This window comes from Aquabacterium sp., from assembly GCF_034003525.1.
Lineage (GTDB): Bacteria > Pseudomonadota > Gammaproteobacteria > Burkholderiales > Burkholderiaceae_C > Aquabacterium.
The window spans coordinates 1-26,930 of sequence record NZ_JAVEYN010000019.1; the positions used below are offsets into that span (position 1 = coordinate 1).

General features: G+C 67.8%; 18 protein-coding genes and 1 pseudogene. 13 read left to right on the plus strand and 6 right to left on the minus strand.

Annotated elements, in window-relative coordinates; genetic code table 11:
- The 6 genes and pseudogenes from RBT42_RS11685 to RBT42_RS11710 all read left to right on the plus strand — a co-directional run.
- A pseudogene (locus RBT42_RS11685) lies at nt 1-632 on the plus strand (acetyl-CoA C-acyltransferase); the annotation flags it as partial.
- 21 nt (nt 633-653) lie between these two features.
- Complete coding sequence (locus RBT42_RS11690; RefSeq protein WP_320365285.1) at nt 654-1,850, plus strand: acyl-CoA dehydrogenase family protein; 1,197 nt, start codon at nt 654-656, stop codon at nt 1,848-1,850.
- A 25-nt stretch (nt 1,851-1,875) separates the two neighbouring features.
- Nucleotides 1,876-3,012 carry an acyl-CoA dehydrogenase family protein gene (locus tag RBT42_RS11695; protein WP_320365287.1) on the plus strand — a complete coding sequence of 379 codons (1,137 nt, stop codon included), beginning with the start codon at nt 1,876-1,878 and terminating at the stop codon, nt 3,010-3,012.
- A gap of 16 nt (nt 3,013-3,028) precedes the next feature.
- Nucleotides 3,029-4,732 carry a long-chain fatty acid--CoA ligase gene (locus RBT42_RS11700; protein WP_320365289.1) on the plus strand — a complete coding sequence of 568 codons (1,704 nt, stop codon included), beginning with the start codon at nt 3,029-3,031 and terminating at the stop codon, nt 4,730-4,732.
- 37 nt (nt 4,733-4,769) lie between these two features.
- On the plus strand, nt 4,770-5,963 hold the full coding sequence (locus RBT42_RS11705; protein WP_320365291.1) for an acyl-CoA dehydrogenase: 1,194 nt from the start codon (nt 4,770-4,772) through the stop codon (nt 5,961-5,963).
- Between the two features lie 188 nt (nt 5,964-6,151).
- Entirely contained in the window at nt 6,152-7,594 is a 1,443-nt protein-coding gene (locus tag RBT42_RS11710) for a diguanylate cyclase (RefSeq protein WP_320365293.1), read from the plus strand.
- A gap of 15 nt (nt 7,595-7,609) precedes the next feature.
- Here RBT42_RS11710 and RBT42_RS11715 read toward each other — a convergent pair whose 3' ends face one another.
- A complete protein-coding gene (locus RBT42_RS11715) occupies nt 7,610-8,491 on the minus strand; it encodes an acyl-CoA thioesterase II (protein WP_320365295.1) in 882 nt (293 codons plus the stop codon).
- Between the two features lie 116 nt (nt 8,492-8,607).
- On the opposite strand from RBT42_RS11715, the gene RBT42_RS11720 reads away from it, so the two are divergent.
- From RBT42_RS11720 to RBT42_RS11735, 4 genes are all read left to right on the plus strand, one after another.
- A complete protein-coding gene (locus RBT42_RS11720) occupies nt 8,608-9,561 on the plus strand; it encodes a histone deacetylase (RefSeq protein ID WP_320365408.1) in 954 nt (317 codons plus the stop codon).
- A gap of 54 nt (nt 9,562-9,615) precedes the next feature.
- Nucleotides 9,616-11,670, plus strand: a complete 2,055-nt coding sequence (locus RBT42_RS11725) for a diguanylate cyclase domain-containing protein (RefSeq protein ID WP_320365297.1) — start codon at nt 9,616-9,618, stop codon at nt 11,668-11,670.
- Nucleotides 11,671-11,726: 56 nt separating this feature from the next.
- Nucleotides 11,727-12,554 carry a class I SAM-dependent methyltransferase gene (locus RBT42_RS11730; protein ID WP_320365299.1) on the plus strand — a complete coding sequence of 276 codons (828 nt, stop codon included), beginning with the start codon at nt 11,727-11,729 and terminating at the stop codon, nt 12,552-12,554.
- A 73-nt stretch (nt 12,555-12,627) separates the two neighbouring features.
- Nucleotides 12,628-16,107, plus strand: a complete 3,480-nt coding sequence (locus RBT42_RS11735; RefSeq protein ID WP_320365301.1) for an MASE3 domain-containing protein — start codon at nt 12,628-12,630, stop codon at nt 16,105-16,107.
- On the opposite strand, the gene RBT42_RS11740 is transcribed toward RBT42_RS11735, so the two are convergent.
- Nucleotides 16,096-17,364, minus strand: a complete 1,269-nt coding sequence (locus RBT42_RS11740) for a diguanylate cyclase (RefSeq protein ID WP_320365303.1) — start codon at nt 17,362-17,364, stop codon at nt 16,096-16,098. The genes RBT42_RS11735 and RBT42_RS11740 overlap by 12 nt on opposite strands.
- A 238-nt stretch (nt 17,365-17,602) precedes the next feature.
- Here RBT42_RS11740 and RBT42_RS11745 point away from each other — a divergent pair, with 238 nt between their 5' ends.
- Together RBT42_RS11745 and RBT42_RS11750 are read left to right on the plus strand one after the other, a co-directional pair.
- Complete coding sequence (locus RBT42_RS11745) at nt 17,603-18,529, plus strand: histone deacetylase family protein (RefSeq protein ID WP_320365305.1); 927 nt, start codon at nt 17,603-17,605, stop codon at nt 18,527-18,529.
- A gap of 5 nt (nt 18,530-18,534) precedes the next feature.
- Complete coding sequence (locus RBT42_RS11750; RefSeq protein ID WP_320365307.1) at nt 18,535-21,228, plus strand: bifunctional acetate--CoA ligase family protein/GNAT family N-acetyltransferase; 2,694 nt, start codon at nt 18,535-18,537, stop codon at nt 21,226-21,228.
- Nucleotides 21,229-21,268: 40 nt separating this feature from the next.
- On the opposite strand, the gene RBT42_RS11755 is transcribed toward RBT42_RS11750, so the two are convergent.
- The 4 genes from RBT42_RS11755 to RBT42_RS11770 form a co-directional block, all read right to left on the minus strand.
- Nucleotides 21,269-21,463: a hypothetical protein gene (locus RBT42_RS11755; protein ID WP_320365309.1), complete on the minus strand. Its 195-nt coding sequence runs from the start codon at nt 21,461-21,463 to the stop codon at nt 21,269-21,271.
- Between the two features lie 139 nt (nt 21,464-21,602).
- Nucleotides 21,603-21,917 carry a hypothetical protein gene (locus RBT42_RS11760; RefSeq protein WP_320365311.1) on the minus strand — a complete coding sequence of 105 codons (315 nt, stop codon included), beginning with the start codon at nt 21,915-21,917 and terminating at the stop codon, nt 21,603-21,605.
- Between the two features lie 56 nt (nt 21,918-21,973).
- On the minus strand, nt 21,974-23,206 hold the full coding sequence (locus RBT42_RS11765; RefSeq protein ID WP_320365313.1) for a class I SAM-dependent methyltransferase: 1,233 nt from the start codon (nt 23,204-23,206) through the stop codon (nt 21,974-21,976).
- A gap of 23 nt (nt 23,207-23,229) precedes the next feature.
- A complete protein-coding gene (locus tag RBT42_RS11770) occupies nt 23,230-24,168 on the minus strand; it encodes a 1-phosphofructokinase family hexose kinase (protein WP_320365315.1) in 939 nt (312 codons plus the stop codon).
- A 173-nt stretch (nt 24,169-24,341) separates the two neighbouring features.
- Between RBT42_RS11770 and RBT42_RS11775 the strand changes: the two genes are divergently transcribed.
- The gene (locus tag RBT42_RS11775; protein WP_320365317.1) at nt 24,342-26,867 is read left to right on the plus strand and encodes a chemotaxis protein CheW; all 2,526 of its coding nucleotides are present in this window, start codon (nt 24,342-24,344) and stop codon (nt 26,865-26,867) included.
- Nucleotides 26,868-26,930 lie beyond the last annotated feature (63 nt).

Consider the following 26,930-nt stretch of genomic DNA (forward strand, 5'->3'; position numbering starts at 1 on the left):
TACACGACGCTCTTCCGATCTCCATGGGGGTGACCGACAAGGAAACCAAGGAGGTGTCCTACAAAGAGGTCTCGATCGATCACGACACCTGCAACCGCGCCGACACCACCTACGAAGGCCTGGCCAAGCTGGCCCCGGTGCGTGGCCCCGACCAGTTCATCACGGCCGGCAACGCGTCACAGCTGTCGGACGGGGCTTCGGCCTGCGTGCTGATGGACAGCCAGGAAGCCGAACGCCTGGGCCTGCAACCCCTAGGTGCCTTCCGCGGTTTTGCCGTGGCCGGCTGCGAGCCCGATGAAATGGGCATTGGCCCCGTGTTCGCCGTGCCGAAGCTGCTGGCCCGTCATGGCCTGAAGGTCGAAGACATCGACCTGTGGGAAGTCAACGAAGCCTTCGCCTCGCAGTCCATCTACTGCCAGCAACAGCTCGGCATCCCCGAAGAGCGCCTCAACGTCAACGGTGGCGCCATCTCAATCGGCCACCCCTTCGGCATGAGCGGCGCCCGCATGGTCGGCCACGTGCTGCTGGAGGGCCGTCGCCGCAAGGCCCAGGACCCCAAGGTCAAGTGGGCCGTCGTGACCATGTGCATTGCCGGTGGCATGGGCGCCGCCGGTCTGTTCGAAATTTTCTAAAACGCCCCGAGGAGCACCAACATGGACCTGAATTTCACCCCTCAGGAAGAAGCCTTCCGCGCCGAGGTGCAACGCTTCCTGAACGACGACGTGCCCGCCCGCCTGAAGCAAAAGGGCGACGCCGGCAAGCGCTTCACCAAGGCTGACTTTGAAGAGTGGCACGCCCTGCTCAACAGCAAGGGCTGGCTGGCCTCGGGCTGGCCCGTGCAATACGGCGGCACCGGCTGGAACCCCGTGGAGAAGTTCATTTTCGACAACGAATGCGCGCTGGCCCACACGCCCCGCATCCAGCCCTTCGGCGTGGCCATGGTCGCCCCGGTCATCATCAAGTACGGCAGCGAAGAGCAAAAGCAGTACTGGCTGCCCCGCATCCTGAACGGTCAGGATTGGTGGTGCCAGGGCTACTCCGAGCCCGGCGCGGGCTCGGACCTGGCTTCGCTCAAGACCACCGCCGTGCGCGATGGCGACCACTACATCGTCAACGGTCAGAAGACCTGGACGACGCTGGGCCAGCACGCCAACATGATCTTCTGCCTGGTGCGCACCGACCGTGAAGCCAAGCCGCAGCAGGGCATCAGCTTCCTGCTGATCGACATGGCCACCCCCGGCATCGAGATCCGCCCGATCATCATGCTCGACGGCGAGCACGAGATCAACGAAGTCTTCTTCACCGATGTGAAGGTGCCCGTGGCCAATCTGGTCGGCACCGAGAACAAGGGCTGGGACTGCGCCAAGTACCTGCTGACCCACGAGCGCACCAACATCGCGGGTGTCGGTCACTCGGTGGCTGGCCTGGAGCGCCTCAAGGCCCTGGCCTCGCGTGTGCAGAAGAACGGCAAGCCCCTGGATCAGGACCCGCTGTTCGCCGCCCGCATCGCCAAGGTCGAGATCGACCTGGAAAACATGAAGACCACCAACCTGCGCGTGATCGCTGCCGTGGCCGGTGGCGGTGTGCCGGGTGCGGAAAGCTCGATGCTCAAGATCAAGGGCACCGAGATCCGTCAGGAAATCCTGTCGCTGACCCGTCGCGCCCTGGGCGCCTACGCCCTGCCGTACGTCAAGGAGGCGCTGGACGAGGACTACACCGGCGAGCCCATCGGCCCGCAGGAATCGGCCTTCGCGGCATCGCAATACTTCAACTACCGCAAGCTGTCGATCTACGGCGGCTCCAACGAAGTCCAGAAGAACATCATCTCCAAGATGATCCTGGGTCTGTAAGCATCGACTGGCGAGGAACACAACCATGAACTTCAACCAATCCGACGACCGTCGCATGCTGGCCGACTCGCTCGACCGCTACCTGGCCGAGCAGTACCCGATCGAAACCCGTCACGCCATCACCCAGTCCGCCACCGGCTACAGCGCCGAGCAGTGGGCGCAGTTCGCGGAACTCGGCGTGATCGGCGCCCTGTTCACCGAAGAGCAAGGCGGCTTCGGCGGCACCGGCTTTGACATCGCGACCGTGTTCGAATCCATCGGCAAGGGCCTGGCGGTCGAACCGCTGCTGGCCACCGCTGTGCTGGCCGGCTCGGCCCTGGCCCACGCTGGCAACGATGCCCAGAAGGCCCTGATCGAAGAGATCATCGCCGGCGGTCTGATCGCCACCCTGGCCTACGACGAAGCCGATGCGCACTACGCGGTGAACCGCGTCAGCACCCGTGCCACCCGTGACGGCGACCACTATGTGATCGACGGCGCCAAGGCGGTTGTGCCCTTCGCCGACCAGGCGCAGCAGATCATCGTCTCGGCCCGCACCAGCGGCAACGTGGACGACGAAGCCGGCATCTCGCTGTTCGTCGTGCCTGCCGGCACCGCCGGCCTGAGCGTGCGCGCCTACGGCAACGTGGACGGCACCCGCGCCGGTGAAGTCACCTTGAGCCAAGTGCGCGTGCCCACCTCCGCCCTGCTGGGCGCCGAAGGCCAAGGCCACGCCACGCTGGAATACGCCGTGGGCCGTGGCGTGCTGGCCCTGGCTGCCGAATCGCTGGGCGCGATGGAGGTGTGCAAGAAGGCCACCATCGAATACCTGCAGACCCGCAAGCAGTTCGGCAAGGCCATCGGCAGCTTCCAGGCCCTGCAGCACCGCATGGCCACCGTCCTGCTCGAAATCGAACAGGCCCGCTCGGCCGTGATCAACGCTGCTTCGGCCGTCGACGGCAACGACCGCATCGCCCGCGAGCGCGCCCTGTCGGCCGCCAAGTACACGGTGGGCAAGACCGGCACCCTGGTGGCCGAAGAGTCCATCCAGCTGCACGGTGGCATCGGGGTGACCTGGGAGCTGCCCATGCCGCACTACGCCAAGCGCCTGATCCTGATCGACCATGTGCTGGGGGACGAAGACCACCACCTGCAGCGCTTCATCGCGCTGGGCCAGCAGTAAGTTCGCCTGACACAGCATGTCCGATCGCCACCTTGCCCACTGGCCTGCCGAGGTGCCCCGGCACCTCGACGTGCCGGCCACGCACCTGTACGCCAACGTCGAGCGTGCTGCCGCGCAGTACCCCGACAAGCCGTACTTCATCTTCTACGACACGCCCCTGAGCTATGGGCAGTTCCACGTCGAGACCGAGCGGCTGGCCGGCTACCTGCAGCAAGTCTGTGGGGTGCGCAAGGGCGATCGCGTGCTGCTGTACATGCAGAACAGCCCGCAGTACGCGCTGGCGTACTACGCCATCCTGCGGGCCGACGCGGTGGTCGTGCCGGTCAACCCGATGAACCTGACGGACGAGCTCCGTCACTACGTCAGCGACGCCCAGGCCACGACCATCTTCGTGCCGCAGGACCTGTTCCACCACGTGCAGCCCCTGCTCAACGAGGGCACGCACGAGGCCCCCGACAGCGAAGGTCTGCGCCACGCCATCGTCGCCACTTACAGCGACTACCTGACCGAGCCGACCGACCTGCGCGTACCGCCCTTCGTGACGGAGTCGCGTCGCAACTTCAGTGATGCGGGTGCCGTGGCCTGGATGGACGCGCTGGCCGCCAACCTGTCGCCCGGCCCGATGACGGCCGGCCCCGACGACATGGCCGTGATGCCCTACACCTCGGGCACCACCGGCCACCCCAAGGGTTGCGTGCACACGCACCGCAGCGTGATGTACAACACCATCGCGCGCCATGTGTGGCTCAAGTCCACATCGGACACCGTGATGCTCGCGGTGCTGCCCTTCTTCCATGTGACGGGGATGCAGAACGCGCTCAACGGCGCGATCTACCTGGGCGCCACCGCCATCGTGATCCCACGCTGGGACCGTGACGTGGCGCTGCAGTGCATCGGCCGCTACAAGGTCACGGCCGCCCAGCTGATTTCGACCATGGTGGTGGACATGCTCTCCCACCCGAACCTCGATCAGTTCGACCTGTCCAGCCTCCACAGCGTGGGCGGTGGCGGCGCGGCCATGCCCGAAGCGATCGCACAAAAGCTCAAGAACCTGGTCGGGGCCGATTACATCGAGGGTTACGGCATGTCCGAGACCATGGCGGCCACCCACATCAACCCGACCCAGCGCCCGATGAAGCAGTGCCTGGGCATCCCCATTTTTGATGTGGATGCGCGCGTGGTGGACCCATCCACCTTTGCCGAACTGCCCGCGGGCGAGATCGGCGAGATCATCGTGCACGGCCCGCAGGTCATGCGCGAATACTGGCGCGCCCCTGACGCCAACCGCGACAGCTTTGTTGAGATCGACGGCAAGCGCTTCCTGCGCACGGGCGATCTGGCCTATGCCGACGAGCACGGCTACTTCTTCATGGTCGATCGCCTCAAGCGCATGATCAATGCCTCAGGCTTCAAGGTCTGGCCGGCCGAGGTCGAAGCCATGCTCTACCACCATCCGGCCATCCAGGAAGCCTGCGTGATCGCCGCGCAAGACCCGCGCCGCGGGGAAACCGTCAAGGCCGTCGTCGTGCTCAAGCCCGATCACGTCGGCACCGTCACCGAGCAAGAGATCGTCGAGTGGGCCCATGACCACATGGCCGCCTACAAGAGCCCCCGCATCGTCAGCATCGTCGACCACCTGCCCAAGTCCGCTTCAGGCAAGATCCAGTGGCGCGAACTGCAAGAGCGTGAGCTCAAACCTTCTGCGGCCGCACAGGCCTGATCCCTTCGAACCCCGCCACCACCCCAAGGACCCTTTCATGTCTTCACACGCCAAAGCCTCCTTCCAATGGGATGACCCTCTGCTGCTGGACCAGCAGCTGACCGAAGACGAACGCGCCGTGCGCGACGCGGCCCGCGCCTACTGCCAGGACAAGCTGGCCCCGCGCGTGCTGGAAGCCTTCCGCCATGAGAAGACCGACCCGTCCATCTTCCGCGAGATGGGCGAGCTGGGCCTGCTGGGCGTGACCATCCCCACCGAATACGGTGGCTCGGGCCTGAACTACGTGTCTTACGGCCTGGTGGCCCGTGAGGTCGAGCGCGTGGACTCGGGCTACCGCTCGATGATGAGCGTGCAGCACTCGCTGGTGATGGTGCCCATCAACGAATTCGGCACCGAAGCGACCAAGCGCAAGTACCTGCCCAAGCTGTGCACCGGCGAGTACATCGGCTGCTTCGGCCTGACCGAACCCAACCACGGCTCCGACCCTGGCAGCATGATCACCCGCGCCACCAAGGTGGAAGGCGGCTACAAGCTCAGCGGCTCGAAGATGTGGATCAGCAACTCGCCGATCGCCGACGTGTTCGTGGTCTGGGCGCAGTGCAATGAAAACGGCAAGGACGCCATCCGTGGCTTCGTGCTGGAGAAGGGCTGGAAGGGCCTGAGCGCCCCCGCCATCCACGGCAAGGTCGGCCTGCGCGCCTCCATCACCGGTGAAATCGTGATGGACGAGGTGTTCGTGCCCGAAGAAAACGCCTTCCCCGAAGTGCGGGGCCTCAAGGGCCCCTTCACCTGCCTGAACAGCGCCCGCTTCGGCATCTCCTGGGGCGCCCTGGGCGCCGCCGAAGACTGCTACAGCCGCGCCCGCCAGTACGTGATGGACCGCAAGCAGTTTGGCAAGCCTCTGGCCGCCAACCAGCTGATCCAGAAGAAGCTGGCCGACATGCTCACCGAGATCACGCTGGGCCTGCAAGGCAGCCTGGCCCTGGGGCGTCTGAAGGACGCTGGCAAGGCCCCGGTCGAAGTGACCTCGATCATGAAGCGCAACAACTGCGGCAAGGCCCTGGACATCGCCCGCATGGCGCGCGACATGATGGGTGGCAACGGCATCTCCGACGAGTTCGGCGTGGCCCGTCACCTGGTCAACCTCGAAGTGGTCAACACCTACGAAGGCACGCACGACATCCACGCCCTGATCCTGGGCCGTGCGATCACCGGCTCGGCCGCTTTCTGATCCTGACCTGAACCCCTCCCCACAGCCCCTTGCGAGGGGCTGTGTGCATTGGGTGGGTCAAATGCAGGTCATCGGTCAAAGTCTGCCCTTTGTCTGGGGATTTTTCACATACCGGAGGCCCTGGGAGACGGTCACAATGAGCGGTTGTTGTTTCGTCACGAGGCTGCTGCTGCGGCGGCCTGTGCCTCATGCCCGCTCACCCGACCTTGTCCGATCCGCACCCGCCCCTTGCCACGACCAAGCCCGACACCCTCTGGCGCACCGTGTTCGAGCAATCGCGGCTGGGCATCGTGCTGATCGACCCGGCGACCGACCGCATCCTCGACCTCAACCAGCGCTTCGCCGACCTGGCCGGGCGCCCGCGGGAGTCCCTGCGCGGGCAGGACTGGATGCACCTGACCCACCCGGAAGACCTCGCTCACGAGGTCGCGCACAAGACCCAGTTGCGCGAAGGCCGCCTCTCCTGCTTCCTGCGCGACAAGCGCTACGTCCACCCCGACGGCACCGTGCTGTGGGTGCACGTCAATGAAACCCGCGTGACCGTGGCCGAGGGTGAGCCGCCCTGCTTCCTGGCCATGGTGGAAGACATCACCGAACAGCGACAAACACGTCTGGACCTGCATACCGAGCGCGAAGCCTCCGTGCGCCGCAAACAGGATCGCGCCCTGCGCCAGACCCAGGACCTGCTCCACATGGCCGAGCAAGCCGCCGGTGCCGGCGCCTGGGACTGGGACCTGCACACCGACCAACTCAACTGGTCGCCCGCCATGTTCCGCCTGTTCGGGCTGGATCCGCAATGCGATCCGGCCAAGTTCGACACCTGGCGAACCCTGGTCCACCCAGACGATCTGAGCGCGGCCGAACTCGCCCTAGAAGAGTCCATCCGAGATCGCCGTCCGTTCGTCGCCTCTTACCGAATCGTGCAGGCTTCAGGCGAGGTCCGCTGGATCGACGCCTACGGACAAGTCAGCCATGACGCCAACGGGGTGCCCGTTCACTTCTCCGGCCTGTGCATCGACGCCACCTTGCGTCACCACACCGAGTCGCAGATCCGCCAGCTCAACGCCGAGCTGGAATCCAAGGTCGAGGCCCGCACCGCCGAACTGGCGCAGGCCAATGCGGCGCTGCACCGCCTGGCCCGCCACGATGTCCTCACCGGCCTGCCCAACCGCCTGGCGGCGAACGAACGCTTGCGCGAAGAATTGCTGCGCATGAAGCGCAGCAAGCTGCCCTACGCTGTGCTCATGATCGACGTCGACCACTTCAAGCGGGTCAACGACCAGCATGGCCATGCCGTGGGCGACCAGGTACTGCAGCGGGTGTCGCAATGCCTGCGCGGTCCCTTGCGGGAGAGCGACTTCGTCTCACGCTTTGGCGGCGAGGAGTTCCTCATCCTGCTGCCTCACACCGATGAAGCAGGCGCCTGTCTGGTCGCCGAGAAGCTGCGCCAGGCGGTCGAGAGCGCGCCCGATCCCACCGCCGGACTGGTCACCATCAGCGTGGGCCTGGCGATGGCCGCGCCCACACAGGACGACCAGGACGCCCCTGTCCAGATGGCCGACGCACGCCTGTACGCCGCCAAACAGGGTGGTCGCAACCGCGTGGTGCACCGCGTCCCGGCGCACGGGTAAGCCACGCAGGGCGCCTCAGTCCCTCCTGATCTGGCGCATCATGCCTTCTTGCATGACCGAGGCGACCAGGCGACCATCGCGCGAGTAGTAGCGACCCGAGCACAGCCCGCGTGCGCCGCCGGCACTCGGCGAGTCGATCACGTACAGCAGCCAGTCATCCAGGCGGAAATCACGGTGGAACCACATCGCGTGGTCCAAGCTGGCCAGACGGACATCCCCGCGCAGCAGGCTCAAGCCATGCGGCTCGGTGGCCGCCAGCAGCAGGCCGTGGTCGGACACATAGGACAGGATGGCGCGGTGCACCAGTGGATCGCCCGGTAAGCGTGCCTGCGAGCGCACCCACATGGCCGAGCCCCCCGTGCGGGGCTGCGGGTTCATCGGGTGCAGCGGCGAGACGCGGCGCAACTCCAGCCCACGCGGTCCCAGCAGCTTTTCGCGGTAGGGCATCGGCAACAGGTGGCGGATGGCATCACGCCCCACACTCTCGGGCACCAGGCCCTCGGGACCTGGGTGCGTCGGCATCGGCACCTGATGCTCAGGGCCCTCATCGGCCGTCTGGAACGAGGCCGTCAGCTCGAAGATGATCTTGTCGCTCTGGCGCGCCACCACGCTGCGCATGCTGAAGCTGCGGCCATCGCGCACGCGGTCCACCTCGTAGGTCACCGGCGCGTGTTCGCCGGGCAGCAGGAAGTAGGCGTGCAGCGAGTGCACCATGCGATCGGCGGGCACCGTCAGGCTGGCGGCCATCAAGGCCTGGCCCAGTGCCTGCCCCCCAAACAACGCGGGTGTGCCAATGTCGTCGCTCTGCGCCAGGAAATGGTCATTCCCTTGGGGCGCCAGACGCATCAGTTCCACCAAGCGGTCCACATCAGGGTGGTGAGGCAGCAAATCGCTCATGTCAACCTTCATACAACAACAGTTGTGCAAGGTCATGAGTATGTACCCAGGACGAATCTGCTGCAGCCCACCCGCCCGCTGCGCAGAACCCGGACGCCAGCCGCACAATGCAGGTTGTGCAAGCCTTCTACGCCGACCATTTCGTTCTGCCCCCGCCCGACGGGCACCGCTTCCCGATGCGGAAGTACGAGATGCTGCGCGAGCAGATCACGCAACACCTGCCCGAGGTCCAGCTGCAACAGGCCGAGCCGGTCGACGACGCTGCCCTGGCCCTGGTCCACGACCCCGACTACATCGACGCGGTGCGCGAGGGCACACTGAGCCCTGCCCAGCAACGCGAAATCGGCTTTCCCTGGAGCCCCGGCATGAACGAGCGCGCCCGCCGTTCGGTGGGCGCCACCGTGCAGGCCTGCCGCGTGGCGCTGTCGGGCGAAGGCGTGGCAGCCAATCTGGCCGGCGGCACCCACCACGCTTATGCCGACAAGGGCAGCGGCTTTTGCGTGTTCAACGATGCTGCGGTGGCCGCCCGCCTGATGCAGATCGAGCGCCTGCGCGCCGGCATCGATCCGCCCTCACAGCCCCTACAGGTGGCCATCATCGACCTGGACGTGCACCAGGGCAATGGCAGCGCCAAGATCTTCCAAGGCGACCCCAGCGTGTTCACGCTGTCGCTGCACGGTGCCAGGAACTTCCCCTTCCGCAAGGAGCCCAGCGCCTGCGACATCGACCTGCCCGATGGCTGCACCGACGATCCCTACCTGGCCGCTTTGGAGCAAGGCCTGGCCGAGGTCGAGCGCCGTTGTGAGCCCGGCCTGGTGATCTACCTGGCCGGCGCCGACCCGCACGAAGGTGACCGCCTGGGCCGCCTGTGCCTGAGCGATGCTGGCCTGGCCGCGCGGGACCGGCGCGTGTTCGACTGGGCCTGGCAACGCCATCTGCCTGTGGCCATGGCGATGGCCGGTGGCTATGGTCACGACATCCAGACCACAGTGCGGGTGCAGCTCCACACCTACCGCATCGCCCTGGCTGCGTGGACACGCTGGCAAGGCACCCACACCAGCCCAGTGTGACCGCTGTGAGGCGGTTCAGGTTAAGCTGTATGGCCTTCCCTGCAGTACCCGCCCATGCCACGCTGGACCTCGCCGCCGTCTCCCGCGCTCCGTGCCGTCATACCACGCTGGCTGCTGAATGCGGCCCTGTTCTGGCTGCTGTCCGGGTTGGGCTTCACTCTGGCCATTCATGGCCTGCTGTCGCTGCAGGCCGAGCGACAGGTGAACCTGTTGCGCACCCAGGATGCCACGGTCATCGAGGGCGCGAGCCGACTGCTGCAACACCACCTGCAAGGCATTCACACCGACCTGCGCATACTGACGCAAACGCCCATCATCCAACAGCTCGCCAAACACCCTCACGACCCCGCCCTGCGGGCCGAGGCGGGTCACTTCATGCGCACCGTGGTCGACGAAGCCCAAATCTACGACCAGCTGCGCTTCATCGACCAGCAGGGCATGGAGCAGGTCCGGGTAGACCTGCGCAACGTGGGCGCCGTACTCATACCGGCCCCCGAACTGCAAGACAAGAGCGGCCGCTACTTTTTCCAGGAGGCCATGCGCCTGCCTCCCGGTGGCATCTACCTCTCCCCCCTGGACCTGAACATCGAGCACGGGCAGATTGAGGTACCTCACAAACCCATGATCCGGCTGGCCACCCCGCTGTTCAACGCGACTGGGCAACGCCTGGGCATCGTCATCGTCAACGTGTATGGCGACTGGCTGATTCAGCAGTTCAGACAGCTCATGCCGCCGCATCGCGAGGCCGTCTGGCTCAACGCCCAGGGTGACTGGCTCACCGGCCCCGACCCGCAACGCGCCTGGGGCTTCATGTTCGGCCAGCCAGGCGACTTCGCCCAGACACAGCCCGAACTCTGGGCTCAGATGCGCAGCCACCCCCAGGGGCAACGCCTGCAGGCCGATGGCCTCTGGACCTACGCCACCTTGCGCCCCCTTCAGCTCCCTCCCCGCCGCAGGCTGCAAGCCACGACGAGCGCGCCCCCGGTCTCCACGCCCGACCGTGACTACGCCTGGATCCTGGCCAGCCGGATTGCACCGGACCATCTGCCATCGTCGCGCATCGCCGACAACCCACTGGCCACCGGCATTCACCGCGCGGGACTGGCCGTGCTGTTCGGCTTCAGCGTCCTCCTCGCAAGCGTGCTGGACAGCCGCAAACGCTTTCGGCAACAAGCCTCCGACCAGGCTGAGCGCCTGGGCAACATCACCGCGATGATGGCCGAAGGTCTGATGGTCATGGACACCCAGGGCAAGGTCACCTTCGTCAACCCAGAGGCCCAGCGCCTGCTGGGATGGTCGGCCGACGACCTGCTGGGCCAGGATGGGCACACGCGCTTTCACCATCATCACGCAGATGGTCACGAAGCCGCACACGATGCCTGCCCGATTCGGGCGGTCGCCACCACCCGCGCGGTCTACCGCAGCGAGAACGAGGTTTTCTTTCGCCGAGACGGGCAAGCCATCCCGGTGGGTGTCAGTGCCGCCCCCCTGCTGCGTGGCGACACCCTGGAGGGCACCGTGCTGGTGTTCAGCGACCTGAGCCGCGTGAAGGCCTACCAGGCCGAGATCCAGCAACTGGCCTTCCATGACGCCCTGACCGGCCTGCCCAACCGCCGACTGCTGAAAGAGCGCCTTACACAGGCCCTCGGCCTGGCCCAGCGCCACCAGCGCCAGCTCGCCTTGATGTACCTCGACCTGGACCATTTCAAGGCCATCAACGACACATTGGGTCACGACGGCGGCGACGACTTGCTGCAGGCCGTGGCCACCCGCCTGACCCAGAGCGTTCGCGCCACCGACACGGTCGCCCGCATGGGCGGGGACGAGTTCGTCGTGCTGCTGCCCGAGGTGGCCGACCGCGCCGCCGCCGCGCAGGTCGCCCAGCACATTCTGCACACGCTGAAGGCACCCATTCACGTCAAGGGTCAGCCGCTGCACGTGGGCGTCAGCATCGGCGTGGCGCTCTTTCCGGATGGCGCGCGCGACGCCAACGGCCTGCAACAAGCCGCCGACCAGGCCATGTACGCGGCCAAGCAAAATGGCCGCCATCGGTATCATGTTTTCACACCCGAGACCCAGCAGGCAAACCCCGAGCTCACACCCAACTGACGCGCCCCGGCGTCCGATAAACTGAGCTGTCCACCGGAGCGCAAAAGGGGGCAGTGTTGAAATCGGTCGATGGCCTGCAAAACGCCTTGCCCCCGGTGTGCCGCACCCTGCTCATTCCGCTGGTCGCCCGTGCGCGCGGCGGCGAATGCTTCCCTGCGCTGGCCTGTGACGATGCTGCGGCCGAGCAGCTCCTCGGCCAGCTCGATCTGAACCTGCAGCCCTACCTGCAAGACCGCGCCACGGTGCAGAACATCCTGTGGCGCACTCAGGTCATCCGACAGGCCGGCCAGGACTTCTTCCGCGAACACCCTGACAGCCTGGGCGTGAACCTGGGCTGCGGCCTGTCGCAACACTTCCAGTGGTTGGACCAGGGCCACAACCACTGGCTCGACACCGACCTGCCCGAGGTGATGGCCCTGCGCACCCGCTGCCTCGATGCAGGCGCGCCGCGCCAGCACCAGGCCGAGCTCGACCTGCGCACGCCCGGCTGGTGGCAGCGCCTGGGCCTGCCCAGCGGCCCTGCCCACAAGCCGGTGTTCGTGCTGTGCGAAGGCGTGCTGATGTACCTGAGCCCGGCCCAGGTCCAGGCCGTGCTGGCCGAGTTCGCCGAACAGGCCCCGCCCGGCTCGCAGATGGTGCTCGACACCATGTCCCAGGTCGGGCGCGGCATGGCCCGCCTCCACCCCACGGTCGGCCCCACTGGCGCACAGTTTTTGTGGTGCCCCGCCAGCAACGACGAGCTCACCCGCCCCCACCCCCGGCTGCGCCTGCACAGCCGGCGCAGCGTGGCCGAGTGCTATGGCTGGCTGGGCGCGGTCACCGAGGCCTGCTGGATGCCCTGGACCGGCACGCCCCTGTACGCCATGGTCACGCTGTCGGTCTGACGCCCGTCACGCCCGGCGCCCCCACAAACCGCTAGACTGAGATCCATCCCGGTATCTGCTTGCGCGCGCCATCGTGACCGTCCCCTCCCCCTTGCCTGACACCGCCCGGTCGACGTCCACACGCGGGCCGCTGCGCGCCCTGCTGCCCCCCACCCTCATGGCCCTGGGTGTCTGGTGGGCCAGCCAGCACGGCTATCTCCTGGGGCACATGCTGGCCGAGCTGATCTCGGCCGTGGTCGCCTGGACCGCGCTGGCCGTGGCCACCACCTCGGTGCAGTTCACCCGCAACCACTTCGTGGTGTTCATCGCCGTGGGCATCGGCTGGTGTGCGGGGCTCGACCTGCTGCACACCCTGACCTTCAAGGGCATGAACCTGCTGCCGGTGGACAGCGCCAACCCACCCACCCAGTTCTGGGTCGCCGCACGCCTCCTGCAGGCGGCCACCTTGCTGCTCGCGCCCCTGATGCTGCGCCGCATGCTGCCCGTGCTCCCGCTGCACCTGGCGTTCGGCAGCTGGACGGTGCTGTGCGCGCTGCTGATTGCCTCGGGCCACTTTCCCACGGCCTACATCGACGGCCAGGGCCTGACGCCGTTCAAGATCTACGCCGAGTACCTCATCATCGCCCTGATGGGCGTGGCCGCGGCGCTGTTTTGGCGCCAACGGGCGCTGATGCCAGCGCACCTGCTGCACCGTCTGCTGGCCGCCGCCGTGGTCATGATGGCGGCCGAGTTCGCCTTCACGCGCTACGTCAGCGTGTACGCCAACGCCAACCTGGTGGGCCACCTGCTCAAGATCTACGCCTACTGGTTCGTGTACGACGCCCTGGTGCAGCACACCCTGCAGTCACCTTTTGACATGCTGGCCCGCACCGCCAGCCGCTACGACGCCGTCCCCGACCCGACCGTGATCGTGGCCAACGATGGCACCATCGTGCAGGCCAACCAGGCCACGGCGACGTGGTTGGGTCAGCCCACCGAGGCCCTGGTCGGTCAATCGGTCCACGCCCTGCTGCACGCGCCCCACGATGCCAGCGCGGCCTGCCCGGTCTGTCAGCGCATGCAACAGAGCCGCGACGGCTTCCTCATCACGCAGGAGCTCCCCGGGCAGCGCATCGTGGAATACCACGTGACCCCGCTGCAAGGCGACGGGCTGCACGCGGCCTGGGTCCAGGTGCTGCGGGACGTCACTGAGCGCGAGCGCCTGAGCCGCGAGCGCGAAAGCCTGGTGCATGACCTCAACGAGCGCGTCAAGGAGCTGCGCGGCCTGCACGGCGTGACCAACCTGCTCAAGGACACCCACCTCGACCTGCCCGACAAGCTGGCCAAACTGGTGGACCTGCTGCCCCCCTGCTTCGTGCTGCCTCATCAGGTCCGGGCCTGCATCGACAGCAGCTGGGGACATTTCGGCAGCACCCTGCCCAGCCCGCGGCCGCGTCGCCACCTGCAGGCAAGCATCGAGCGCAACGGGGTGCTGGTGGGACACCTGCACACCTGGTACCCCGACGAACTCGACGCCCCCCTGGCCTACTTCCTGCCCGAAGAGCGGGACCTCCTCGTCAGCGTGGCCGCCCAGCTCAACGAAACCCTGCAGCGCATGCAGGCTGCCGAACGCGTCCAGCGCCTGACCTCCCTGTACGAAATGCTCAGCGCCACCAACCGCGAGGTGACGCGGCGCCACACCCGCGAAGACATCCTGGCCGCCCTGCTCGGCGTCCTGCGCCGGCATGGCGCCTTCCCAGCGCTGTTCATGGCCCTGAACGACACCGCCGGGCCCACGCTCTACCTGCATCACGGCCTGGCACCCGAGCAGACCGAGACGCTCGGCGACCTGCTGCCCCAGGCGATGGGTCCCTTCTCGGCGGTGCAGTCCGATCTGCGCCAGCGTGCCGTCGTCACCCAGAGCGTCCCCCTGCCCGCCCCGCGCCCCGCGGGCGCTCTCCTGCCACCCTCGCCCACCGATGTCTGGCACCACAGCCTCATGAACCAGGGCCTGAGCCACCAGGCCTTCGTGGCCCTGCGCTGTGATGGTCTACTCGTGGGCTTTGTGGCCCTGTACGCACGCGGCCTGAGCGACTTCGATGCGGAACAAACCCGCCTGCTCGAAGACATCGCCAACGAAGTCCAGGCCACGCTGGAGCGCGCCGCCTCCCTGGCCCGCAGCGCCAGCGCCGAAGAGACCGCTGAGCAGATGGCGCGGCGCTTCGAGCAGGTGTTCCAGGCCACCCCGGTGCCGATGCAGCTGCACCGCCGATCGGACCTGAAGATCCTCGCGCTGAACGCCGCCCACCAGCGGTGGCTGGGCTACGCCTTGTCCGACATCCGCAACGAAGACCACTGGTTCGAGCTGGTGTTCCCCGACCCGGTGGAACGCAACCACCTGCAACGCCATTGGCATGACAACCTCGCGCGCTGCCAGGATGGCCAGGCCGGCACCTCCCCCGAGCTGACCCTGCACTGCAAGGACGGCAGCGTCCGGATCGCGCGCGGCACCTTTTCGCTGGCCGGCAACGACGTGATCGTGGCCTGGACCGACCTGACCGACATCCGCCGCAGCGAGCAGGCACTGCGCGACAGCGAACAGCGCTTCCGCAGCATGGTGGAGCAGACCATCAGCGGCATCTTCGTGCGCCGCCAGAGCCATTTCATCTACGTCAACCCACGGTTCGCCGAGATCCTGGGCTACCCCCCCGACGAACTCATCGGACAAGACACGCTGCGCTTCGTCGTGCTCGATGAGGGGGCGAACTCCGTGGCCCACCTGCGCGCGCGCCAGGCCCAGGTCGACGATGGCACCTTGCCCAACGACAGCACCAGCGTGCCGGTGCGTCGCAAGGACGGTCGCGTGATCGAACTGGGCCTGCACGCCAAGCGCATCATCTGGGACGACGGACTGCCGGCGACCATCGTGATGGCGCAGGACATCACCGACCGCAAGCAAGCCGATGACCAGATCGCCGGCTATGTGCAGCAGCTCGAAGCGGCCATGCAGGGCACGCTGCAGGCCGTCTCCAACATGGTCGAGATGCGCGACCCCTACACCGCCGGACACGAGCGCCATGTGGGGCTGATCGCCGCGGCCATCGCCCATGAATTGGGCTGGGACGAGGCCCGCTGCAAGGACCTGGAGCTGATCGGCCTGGTGCACGACATCGGCAAGATCGCCGTGCCCTCGGAGATCCTGACCAAGCCCACGCGCCTGACCCAGCTGGAAATGGAGCTGATGAAGGGCCACGCCCAGGCCGGCTACGAAATCCTCAAGGACGTGCCCTTCCGCACGCCGGTGGCCGAGATCATCCGCCAGCACCACGAGCGGCTCGATGGCAGCGGCTACCCGCGCGGCCTGCAAGGCGACGAGATCCTGCCCGAAGCGCGGGTGCTGGCCGTGGCCGACGTGCTGGAGTCCATGTCCTCACACCGGCCCTATCGCCCGGCCGTGGGCCTCGACGCGGCCCTGGCCGAGCTGGAGAGCCACCAGGGCCAGCTGTATGACCCCGAGGTGGTGGCTGCCGCCGTGCGCCTGATCCGCGAGCGCGGCTACCGCTTACCCCAGTGAGATCTGGTTGCGCCCGGCGTGCTTGGCGCTGTAGAGCGCCTGGTCGACGCGCTCGATGAGGCTGGCCAGGGTTTCGTGCGGGCGCAACTCGGCCACGCCCATGGACACCGTCACGCGACCGACCTCCGCGTGGTCGACCTCGGCCAGCCGCGCCCGCAGGCGCTCGGCCTGCAACTGGGCCGCCGCCGCCTCGCAATAGGGCAGCACCAGCAAGAACTCCTCGCCGCCCCAGCGCACCACGCTGTCGGTGGCGCGCACGCCCGCGCGCAGCACCGTGGCCACGCGCTGCAGGACCTGGTCGCCCACCGGGTGCCCCCAGGTGTCATTGATGCGCTTGAAGTGATCGATGTCGGTCAGGATCACGCAAAACCGCTTGTGGCCTTCGCGGGCGGACAGGAAGGCACGCTCCAGCGCCCACTCCCCCGCGCGGCGGTTGAGCAAATCGGTCAGCGCATCGCGCGTGGCCTGCTCCCGCAAGGTCTGCTCGGTGCGAGCGCGGGCGGTCTGGTCACGGATCAGGCTGACAAAGTGCGTGATCGTCCCGTCCGGGCCCCGGATCGGGGAGACGGTCTCCTCGCAGTGGATCAGATGGCCCTGCTTGTGCCGGTTGATGAACACCGCCCGGAAGGTCTGCCCGGACTGGATCGCCTGCCACAGCCGTGCGTAGAAGGCCTCCGTGTGCTCGCCCGACTTCAGAATGGTCGGGCTCTGTCCCAGGGCCTCGACCCGGCTGAAACCGGTGATCTGCTCGAAGCCCTGGTTGACGAATTCGATCTCGCCCTGGGCATTGGCAATCATCACGGCGTCCTGGGCCGCGTCCAGCGCCTTGGCCAGCAGTTCGCTGGTGGCCCACGCGCCCGTCACCGCGCTGATGTCCTGCTGCACCGAGACGTAATGGGTGACCACGCCCTGCTCGTCCTTGACGGGCGAGATGTTCCACTCCACGACGTAGGGGCTGCCATCCTTGCGGTAATTGACCGTGCTCCCCCGAAAGAAGCGCTGCGTCTGCAGGCACTCCCGCAGGGTCTGGATCACCTCGGGGCTGGTCAGAGGACCCTGCAGGATCCGGGGCGTCTGCCCGATCAGTTCGGCCTCGCTGTACCCCGTCATCTGACACAGGGCGGGGTTGGCGTAGACGATGCGCGGCCCCTGCGGCCCGGGCTGCGCATCGGTGATCATCACCGCGTTGAACGCCTGCTCCATGGCCATGCGCAGCAAACCTGCCGCCGGCCCTGTTGCCCCATCTTGAACACCCATCTGCCGCCTTGTCGTCATGGACCCCGCCCGCACTGCCTACGCCCCACGGCGCGCCTTGCCGGCAGCCGAAAGGAAGCAGTCTAGGGCATCCGCGCACCCGGAGAACACGGCACAAACCACAGCGCCCTTGATATCGCGCAAGTCCCTCGACGGGCAGCGGCTTACCGTGGCAACATCACGTTGTCCGATTTCGCGAAGGGCCCACCCGCGCGACGTCCCCTCCTGACAGGAGCCGCCTTTGCTGTCCGCCTACATCACCCACCCCGATTGCGCCCGTCACGAGATGGGCCCGCACCACCCGGAGTGCCCCGAGCGCCTGGGCGCGATCAACGACATGCTGCTGACCAAGGGCCTGCTCGACTACATGGCGCCTTACGACGCCGAACCGGCCACGGTGGACCAGCTGGAGCGTGCCCACACGGCCCTCTACGTGCAGGAGCTGTTCGCCGCCTCGCCCACCGAGGGCTACCACCACGTCGACCCCGACACCAGCATGAACCCCCACACGCTGCAGGCCGCCTTGCGCGCCGCCGGCGCCGTGGTGCAGGCCACCGACCTGGTGCTGGGCGGCAAGGCGCCCTCGGCGTTTTGCAATGTGCGCCCGCCCGGCCACCACGCCGAGCGCGCCTCGGCCCAGGGCTTTTGCTTTTTCAACAACGTGGCCGTGGGCGTGCGCCATGCCCTGGATGTGCACGGCCTGCAGCGCGTGGCCCTGATCGACTTTGACGTGCACCACGGCAACGGCAGCGAAGACATCCTGCGCGGCGACGAGCGCGTGCTGATGTGCTCCATCTACGAGCGCGGCCTGTTCCCCGACTCGGGCGAGGACCACAGCGGCCCCAATATGGTCAACGTGGGCCTGCCCGCCCGCGTGGGCAGCGACGCCTTCCGCGAAGCCGTGCTGACGCACTGGCTGCCCCGGCTGGACGCCTTCCAGCCCGAACTGATCTACATCTCCGCCGGCTTTGACGCCCACCGCGAAGACGACATGGGCAACCTGGCCCTGGTCGAAGCCGACTACGCCTGGGTGACCCAGCAGGTCATGCGCGTGGCCGATCGCCACTGCCGCGGCCGGGCCATCTCCTGTCTGGAAGGCGGCTACGCCCTCAGCGCCCTCGCCCGCAGCACCGCGGCCCACGTTCGCTCTCTCATCGGTGCCGACTGAACCCCATGGACCAGCATTTCCTCACCCCCCTGTTCGCCCCGACCTCGATCGCGATCTTCGCCGGCCCGGCCGACGACCCCGCGCAACTGACCGAGCAGGCCCGCCTGCTGCACCCCGCCTTGCGGGCGCAGCGCTTCACCGGCACCTACCGCTTCATCGACATCCGCGCCACCAGCGGCACCTTGGCCGACCTGGCCTCGGCCAAGTCCGACCTGGCCATCATCGCGCTGCCGTTTGAAGACATCGCCCCGGCCATCGAGCTGGCCAGCCGCATGGACTGCCACGCCGTAATGGTGCTGTCCTCGGGCATCACGGCCGAGCAGGCCGAGGGGCTGCACAAGGTGGCCCGTCAGGCCGACGTGCACCTGCTCGGCCCCAATGGCCTGGGCATCCAACGTCCGCCCTCGCAGCTCAACGCCAGCGTGGCGGGTCCGCTGGCGCGCAGCGGCAGCCTGGCCCTGGTGTCGCAATCGGGCTCGCTGACCTCGTCCATGCTCGACTGGGCGGCCAACAACGCCGTGGGCTTCTCGTCCGTGGTGTCCCTGGGCCCGCACTCGGCCCTCGACATCGCCGACGTGCTCGACTTCCTGGCATCCGATCGCCAGACGCACAGCATCATCATCTACATGGAGGGCATCACCAACGCCCGCCGCTTCATGAGCGCGCTGCGCTCGGCGGCCACCGCCAAGCCGGTGGTCATCCTCAAGGCCGGCCGCAAGCAGGCGGGCAACGAGGCCGCGCAGACGCACAGCAGCGCCATCGTCGGCAGCGACGATGTGTTCGATGCGGCCCTGCGCCGCGCCGGGGCCGTGCGCGTGCAGTCCTTTGTCGCGCTGTTCTCGGCCGCCAAATGCCTGGCCTCGCGCTACAAGCCGGTGGGCCGCCACCTGGCCATCATCACCAACGGCGGCGGCCCTGGCGTGCTCGCGGCCGACTGGGTCACCGAGATTGCGCTGGAACTGGGCCGCCTGGCCCCTGAGGCCGCCGCCGCCCTGTTGCCGCAGCTGCCGCCCGGCGCCTCGCTCACCGACCTGATCGACCTGTCGCAGAACGCCGGCCCCGAACACTACCGCGCCGCGCTGCAGGCTGCCGCGAAGGACCGCCAGATCGACGGCGTGCTGGTGATCTTCTCGCCCAAAACCGGCGTGGACGCCGCCGAGGTGGCCAAGGTGCTGGCCGAGGCCAACCGCACCATCGGCAAGCCGCTGCTGACGTGCTGGATGGGCGACGCCTCGGTGGGCGAAGGCCGCGCCGTGCTCAAGAGCGCCGCCATCCCGACCTTCCGCACGCCCGAAGCCGCCGTGGGCGCCTTTGGCAACATCGCCAACTTCGCGCAAAACCAGTTGCTGCTGCAACAGACCCCGCCACCGGCCTCCACCAGCGCCGAACCCGACATCGAAGGCGCCCGCCTCATCATCGAAAGCGTGCTGACCGAGCGGCGCAAGGTGCTCACCGAGATGGAATCGAAGACGCTGCTGGCGTCCTTCCACATCCCGGTCACCGAGACCATCCTGGCGCGCAGCGCGCCCGAGGCGATGATGATCGCGATGCAGCTGGGCTTCCCGGTGGCGCTCAAGATCGACTCGCCCGACATCACCCACAAGTCCGACGTGCAGGGCGTGGTGCTCAATGTGATGAACGGCACGCAGGCACGCGACACCTTCACCGACATGGTCGAGCGCGTGCGCAGGCTGCAGCCCAATGCGCGCATCAATGGCGTGACGGTGCAGAAGATGGCGCGCAACCGCCGCGGCCGCGAGGTGCACATCGGCGTGGTCACCGACGACCCGTTCGGCCCGGTGATCGTCTTCGGCGCCGGCGGCACCATGATCGAGCTGATCAACGACCGCGCCATGGAGCTGCCGCCGCTCAACCAGTTCCTGGCCCGCCACCTGATCAACCGCGCCCGTGTGGCCGAGACCCTGGGCGACTGGCGCGGCGCCAGTGCCGTGAACATGGAGGCGCTGGAGCAGATGCTGCTGCGCGTGTCCGAGATGGTGTGCGAGCTGCCGCAGCTGCGCCAGATGGACATCAACCCCATCATCATCGACGAGGATGGGGCGGTGGCCGTGGACGCGCGCATCGTCATCGACCATGCGCCGCAGAGCCTCTCGGGCCGGCCCAACAGCTACCAGCACCTGTCCATCCTGCCCTACCCGGCACGCTACGAACAGGTCTGGCCGCTGCGGGGCGGCGGTGAGTACACGATCCGCCCGATCCACCCCGACGACGCGCAGATGCTGCAGACCTTCGCCAAGGGCCTGTCGTCCGAGAGCCGCTACTTCCGCTTCGCCTCGGCGATGACGGAGCTGCCCGCCAACATGCTCTCGCGCTTCACGCTGATCGACTACGACCGCGAGATGGCCCTGGTGGCCGTGGTCAAGGAGCGCCACGCCGACGACGACGGCGAGATCACCGAGACCGAACGCGTGGTGGGGGTGTCGCGCTACATCACCAACCCGGACCAGTCGACCTGCGAGTTTTCGCTGGTGGTGGCCGACGACTTCGCCGGCAAGGGCCTGGGCTCGCGCCTGATGGAAAGCATCATGGACGTGGCGCGCGAAAAGGGCCTGAGCGAGATCATCGGCCTGGTGCTGGTCAACAACGGCAACATGCTCAAGTTGATGCGCAGCCTGGGCTTCACGGTCAAGCCCAATCCGGAGGACCCGGACTTCCGGCTGGTCACGCACAGCCTGTGAGGCATGACAAAGGGGGCCATCGGCCCCCTTCTGCTTTGTGTCAGTGCACGGTGACCGCGGCCCCTTGCGGATCAAAGTCCATCAGCACACTGGCGCCTTCCAGCACCTTCCACAGGTGGGCCGGCATCTGCAGGATGCGATCGGGGGTGCGGGCCTGGCGCACCCAGGCACCGATTTCGGTGTGCTGGTCTGCGGTGAGCAGGTTCAGCGCAAGCATCTCGTCGAGCAACAGCATGGCACCCTCCTTTCCGATGTGAGACCACTATCTCACAGCTGAGGGCGACATGGGGGCAAAACAAGAGGCGCCCCCGCCGAAGCGAGGGGCGGCGTGTGACCGATGCCACAGCGGCACCGGATCACGGGGCAGCGTGGCCTCAGTTCGGGCCGGCGGCGAACAGCGCGGCGGCGCGGGTCTTGATTTCCTGCAGCTCGTTGACGCTGACCGAGTACTGGCCGGTGGTCTTGTTCACGTCCACACGGAACTCGACTTCCTTGCCGCGGTTGCGCAGGATGCCGACGCTGAACTCGTAGTCCTCGCGCTCGCAGGGCAGGCCCTCGATGCCCACGTCGTAGTCTTCGTATTCCACGCGGGTGATGTCACCGCTGGCCATGTCCAGCAGGCCGGTCGCATTGACCTCGTCGTCTTCGCTGAACTCTTCGACGATGGTGATGGGCACTTTCAAGTCCACGGGGATACCTTTGGGGGAGAGAGAAATGAGGGGAAGGGGGCGGATTCTGGCACGGATCAAGCCGCGGGCGAAGCGGTCTCACCCGCCAGGCCCAGTCGCCACAGCGAGGTGACCTCGGCCGCACGGGCGGCGTGCAGCGGGTCGTCCGGGTCGGTGGCCTTGCCATGGCGCGGGCGGATGTCCAGGCGGCCCAGCACCTGCAGGCCGGCGGCCTCGATCCAGCCCAGCAGCTCGGCGCGGCTGCGCAGGCCCAGGTGCTCGGCCAGGTCGGACAGGATCAGCCAGCCCTCCCCGCCCGGGGCGAGGTGCGGCGCCAGCCCTTGCAGGAAACCGCGCAGCATCCGGCTGTCGGGGTCGTAGACAGCCTGCTCCACCGACGAATGCGGGCGGGCCGGCACCCAGGGCGGGTTGCACACCACCAGCGGCGCCTGGCCGTCCGGGAACAGATCGGTCTGCAGCAAGTCGACCTGGGGCAACACGCCCAGGCGCTCCAGGTTCTCGCGGGCGCAGGCCAGGGCGCGCGGGGCCAGATCGGTGGCGCGCACGCGGGCGATGCCGCGGCGGGCCAGCAGGGCCGCCAGCACGCCGGTGCCCGTGCCGATGTCCCAGGCTTCGCTTTGGGCTTGCAGCGCGGCCGGTAAAGGGGCTTGGGCCACCAGATCCAGGTACTCGCCCCGCAGCGGCGAAAACACACCGTAGTGCGGGTGGATGGGGGCCTGCAGCGCCGGGATAGCCACGCCCTTCTTGCGCCACTCGTGGGCACCGATCAGGCCTTGCAACTCGCGCAGCGACAGCACATAAGCCTCGTCGGCCGGGCCATAGGCCTCGGTGCAGGCGGCGACCACGTCGGGCGCCCGGCGCAGGGCGATGCGGTGACCGGCCTCGACCGGGATCAGCACCTGCCCCAGGATGCGTGCGCGCTCGGCCTGGCTTTTGCGGTGCAGGTGGAAGGCCTGCGCCGGATCCGGCGTGGCATGGGCGGCCGCGTGGGGCACGGCGCCTGAGGCCGGCTTCGCCGTGCCGCGCGACGCGGCGGGCGCACGGCCCCGCGTCTCGCGCCTGTCGAGCCGGCGCACCAGCGCCTGCAGCAGTTGTCGGGCATTGTGGAAGTCGCCCTGCCACAGCAGGGCCGTGCCCTCGCAGGCCAGGCGGTAGGCCCGGTCGGCGGGCATCTGGTCGTCGGCCACCACCACGCGACGCGGCGCGTTCACGCCCGATTCGCTGCGCCAGCGGGCGGTGTGGGTCAGGCCGCGCGCGTCGGTCCAGGTCAGGGTCGGGTGGTCGCTCATGAGGGGGCGATGGTAGCCCCTCCTCAGGCGGCGGTCACCACCACGTCGTGGTGCAGGCGCTCCACATCGGCCGGATCGCACAGGTTCGTGCCCGGCGACAGCAGCGCCGCGGCCCCGGCCGCCATCGCGTAGCGGAAGGCCTCGTCCAGGGCCTTGCCTTCGCTGAGCGCCCACACCAGGCCACCCACGAAGCTGTCGCCCGCGCCGATCGTGCTGGCCACGCTCACCTTCAGGCTCTGCGCCCGCCAGGCCTCGCCGGCCGTCACCAGCAAGGCGCCGTCCTCGCCCAGCGACAGGGCCACGATCTGCGCCTGCCCCTTCGCAATCAGCGCGCGGGCGGCATCGCGCCACGAGGCCTCGTCTGACAAGGGCTGTCCGGTCAGCTCACGCAGTTCGCGCAGGCTGGGTTTGACCAGGTAGACGCCGGCAGCCAGGGTTTCGGCCAGGGCGGCGCCGTTGGAGTCCAGCACCAACCAGCCCCCCACCGCGCGCACCCGCTGCGCCAGGCGGGCATAAAAATCGGCGGGTACACCCGGCGGCAAGCCGCCGCTGACCACCACATAGCGCGCCTGCGCCAGACCGGCCACCACGGCGTCCAGGCAGGCCGTCCACTCGGCCTCGGTCAGCGTGGGGCCGGGCAGCACAAAGCGGAAGTCCTGCCCGGAACGACGCTCGAACACCGAAAAGCTCTCGCGGGTGGCGCCCGCAATCGGCACCACCTGGGCCGGCACGCCCTCGGCATCCAGCAGGGCACTCAATTCGCGCCCCAGCGGGCCGCCGGCGGTATAGATCGCCGTCACGCGGCTCCCCAAACGGTGCAGCACACGCGCCACATTGATACCCCCACCCCCCGGATGGGTCTGGTGGGGACCGCAGCGCAGCTTGTGCACCGGCTCCACGCGGTCGATCGCCGTGGAGATGTCCAGGGCCGGGTTCATCGTGAGGGTGAGGATGTCGGACATGCGCGCAGGAATCGTCTTACAGGAGCCCCCATCCTAAGCCGCTTGGCGGCAAAAGTTCACGCCACGCTGTCCGAATGCACAAGATGGGTGCATGGCTGGCCCGTCTCTTGCGTGCACTTGTGGGCATGTCCGACACCAGAACATGGGCGCCGACCCATGAGAAAGAGCTGAGCATGAACCTGGACGACTACCTGCCCTACATGCGCGATGTGGTGCGCTGCGAAGCCTCGCTGCGCGAACTCAACCTGATGTGGCGCGTGATCGAAGCCATGGCCGAGATGAACTGCGGCGACGACGCCAGTGGCCTGCTGCCGATGATCGCCGCCACCCGCCAGGGCTTCGAGCGCCTGGAGCGCGACCTGGTCGACAGCCTGGTGCGTCAGCGCGTGGACAACGTCATGGCCGAGGTCGGCACCCAGGCGCGCGACGTCATCGACATCGTCGTGCGCAACCTCTACGAGCGCACCGCCGACGTCGGTTTCCTCGCCACCGACCGCGAGCTGTGCGAGTACGTCGCCGGCTTGCGCACTGACCGTGACAGCGCCGTCGAGCGCCTGCGCGCCTACCGCGACAAGTACACCGTCTACCAGGAGATCATCCTGCTGGACACCCAGGGCGCCGTGCTCGCCCACATCGACCCGCTCTCGCCCATCGAAGGCAGCCGCGACCCGCTGATCCCCGCCACACTGGCCAGCGAGACCCACGTCGAAACCTTCCGCGCCACCGACCTGCGTCCCGGCGCCGGCCCCGCCTTGGTCTATTCGCAACGCATGCTGCACCCGCAGACCCAGGAGATCGTCGGGGTGCTCTGCCTGGTCTTCGGCTTCGAAGACGAAATGCGCGGCATCTTCGAGGCGCGCCACCGCGACGACGCACGCTACAACATCCTGCTGCTCGACGGCGACAACCGCGTGCTGGCCAGTGCCGATGAGGCCTGGATCCCGCGCGGGGTGCGCGTACCCGTCAACCGCTCCGGCCAGCCCGAGTTGTGCATCCACGGTGGCCGCAAATACCTGACGCAGACCTACGCCACGCAAGGCTACCAAGGCTACCCCGGCCCCCCGGGCTGGCAAGGGCAGGTGATGGTGCCGCTGGACGTGGCCTTCACCCAGATCGGCGCCGGCATCCTCGAGAAGCTCGACGAATCCATCGCCGAAGGCCTGCTGTCGCACGCCGCCTCCTTCTGCCCGCCGCTCTACGAAATCATCCAGACGGCCGACACCGTGCGCCGCGTGGTCTGGAACGGCGAGGTGATGGCCGCCGGCGATCAGCGCGACCTGCGCCAGCTCAAATCGGTGCTGGCCCAGATCAGCGACAACGGCGCACGCAGCAACCAGCTGTTTTCGGGCGCCATCCGCGACCTGTACGACGCGGCCCTCGCCTCCAACCTGGAAGCGGCCGACTTCACCACCCGCCTGATGGTCGACCTGCTCGACCGCAACCTGTACGAGCGCGCCAATGACTGCCGCTGGTGGGCCATGACCCCCGAACTGCGTCGCACCTTGGCCCAAGCCCACCCGACGGCCGCCGACCTGCAGCAGCTCAACGCCATCCTGTCGCACATCAACGGCCTCTACACCGTCTACACCCAGCTGGTCGTTTACGACCGGCACGGCCGCATCGTGGCCTCCTCGCGCCCGAGCACGCCCGACGGCCACGCGGTCATCGGCACCCACATCGACGCCGCGGCCCTGGCCGCCACGCTGTCGCTGAGCCATGCCCAGCAATACCACGTCAGCGGCTTCGAGCCTTCACCGCTTTACCAGGGCCGGCGCACCTACACCTACCACGCCGCCATCCGCGATCTGGACGACCCCAGCCAGGTCGTCGGCGGCATCGGCATCGTGTTCGACTCGGCAGTCGAGTTGCACGCCATGCTCCGAGGCGGCCTGCCGCTCATGGCCAACGCCCAGGCGGTCTATGTGGACCGCAACGGCCTCGTGCTCTCCAGCACCCAGGACGAGGTCGCCACCGGCTCACGCTTTGCCCTGCCCGCCGAGTTCCACCAACTCGGCCGCGGCGAATCCCGCGCCCGCATCGTCGTGCGCGACGGCCAGTACGTCGTGATGGCCGCCTGCGTCTCCAGCGGCTACCGCGAATTCAAGGTCAGCGACGGCTACCAGGACGATGTGCTGGCCGTGTGCTACTGGCCGCTGGGCGAAGTGCGCTCGCTGCAGCGCGACCCGGCCCGCCGCCGCGAAGCCGCCCTGCTCGAGCGCAAGGTGCTGCCGCACTGCGAGCAGTTCGCCACCTTCTTCGTCGACGACAGCCTCTTCGCCCTGCCCGCCACCGCCGTGCTCGAAGCCCTGCCGGCCACCCAGCTCAAACGCGTCTCGGCCGACCCGACCCGGCACCGCGTCGGTCTGCTCGCCCGCCACCGCGACGGCCGCATCGTCAAGTACCTGTGGGTGTTCGACCTGTTCGGCCTGCTCGGCCTGCCCGAAAGCGACCAGCTCGGCAGCCAGGTCATCGTGTTCCAGCACCAGGGCGTCGAAGTGGGTCTGCTGGTGGGCGACCTGCACGCGGTCCCTGCTTTCGAGGCCCAGCAGATCTCCCAGGCCCCGGCCCTACCGGGCAGCGGCAGCCAGGTCATCAGCCACCTGATCCGCGCCAACCAGGGCAAGCTGCTGATCCAGTTGCTGGACCCCAACGCGCTGGCCGCCCGGTTGAAGCCCGAGGCCACGCTGGCCGTGCGCTGAGCCCTGCAGCGCCCTCGACGTCACACCGCGTCCCATCGCGGTGTGACGTCCCCTTACCAAGGG